Origin of the sequence: Burkholderia sp. E168m15, from assembly GCF_016586105.1 — a bacterium.
In the GTDB taxonomy this organism is placed as follows: domain Bacteria; phylum Pseudomonadota; class Gammaproteobacteria; order Burkholderiales; family Burkholderiaceae; genus Burkholderia; species Burkholderia orbicola.
Genome location: NZ_BCPO01000236.1, coordinates 1 through 1,369 on the forward strand (window position 1 = coordinate 1; position 1,369 = coordinate 1,369).

The 1,369-nt window shown below is 59.8% G+C and carries 1 protein-coding gene; it reads right to left on the minus strand.

Translation table 11 applies throughout. The annotated features are described in order from the left end of the window. Positions 1-265 precede the first annotated feature (265 nt). Positions 266-1,291: an IS110 family transposase gene (locus JMF86_RS34835; RefSeq protein WP_011549396.1), complete on the minus strand. Its 1,026-nt coding sequence runs from the start codon at positions 1,289-1,291 to the stop codon at positions 266-268. Positions 1,292-1,369: the final 78 nt, after the last annotated feature.

Consider the following 1,369-nt stretch of genomic DNA (forward strand, 5'->3'; position numbering starts at 1 on the left):
AAAAATCTATGGTCAGCCCGATTTTTGCAAGCGAGGCAGTGTTGACCTAAAGTGGACTTGCTCGAATCTATCCGGGGTCGTGGATGGAGTGATCCAGCCCCATGATGGGAGCCGCGCCGGGCAAACCTCAAAAAGCGTACAGCATTGAGATGCTGTTTTTGTTGTCAGGTTACTTGTCCGGCCGTTGAGTCGTTTATGCCTTCACGTATCTCGCGTCGCAAAACCAGGTGACTGCTGCAACTGAAGCCGTAAGCGACACGAAGCGTCAGACCGCGGGAACAGCCTCGGTGCTTCGGTAGTGTGTCCCTTTGGCGAGGATGGCCCACGCGATCCTCGCCAATTTATTGGCCAACGCGCAAGCCACTACGTTCGAATGTCGTCGCGCCAACAGGCCGCGAATCCAGACGCCCAATGCATCCGTGCGGTGCTCGATGCGCTGCATGATGGTCCGCGCACATTGCACCAGCAGCCGCCGCAATTCCTTGTCCCCGCGCTTGCTGATGCCGAGGAGCGTTGGTTTGCCGCCGGTGCTGTACTGCCGCGGCACCAGCCCGACCGACGCCGCAAACTGCCTTGCCGAACCATATTGGCGCGCATCGCCCAACTCCGACATCAACACGCTGGCGGTCATCGGGCCAATGCCGGGAATCTCGAGCAGCCGCTCGCTGCGTTCGTCCTCGTGTAGCTGGGTAAGCAACTCACGTTCGAGCTGATGGATCTGCTCGTCCAGATACTTGCAGTGCGCGTGCAGACGTTCGATCACGCTTACCAGCCGCGGCGGCAACGATTCTGCCTCCAGCACGGCGGGCAGTCGCCGGATCACCGCCATGCCGCGCGGCAAGCTGATGCCGAATTCCAACAGAAACGCATGAATTTGGTTGATCGTGCCGGTGCGCTCGCGCACCAGCCCCCCGCGCACGCGATGCAAGGCTGAAACGATCTGCTGAGCTTCGTTGTGCGGGCTCACGAAACGCATGCTCGGTCGTGAAGCAGCTTCGCAGATCGCCTGGGCATCCGCGAAATCGTTCTTGTTGCCTTGCCGGAACGGTTTGACGAACTGAGGGGAAATCAGCTTGGCCTCGTGGCCCAGCGCCTGAAGTCGGCGGGCGATCCAGTGCGCACCGGCGCAGGCCTCCATGACCACCGTACAACTCGGGAAATTGCCCAGCAGCGTGAACATCTGGCTACGCGTGAGCTTCTTACGGAACACCATCCTGCCTGACGCATCCTGCCCATGCAGGTGGAAGCAGTGCTTGCCGAGATCGACTCCGATCAGCGATACCGTGTCCATGATGGTCCTCCAGAAGGACAAAATCCTCACTCAGCGTAGTCCACTGAGTGAGGATCGGGCTGACCATCCTATTAAGCG

Coding starts and splice junctions, on each gene's coding strand:
- JMF86_RS34835 (WP_011549396.1), bottom strand. CDS start 1,291: ATGGACACGGTATCGCTGATCGGAGTCGATCTCGGCAAGCACTGCTTC.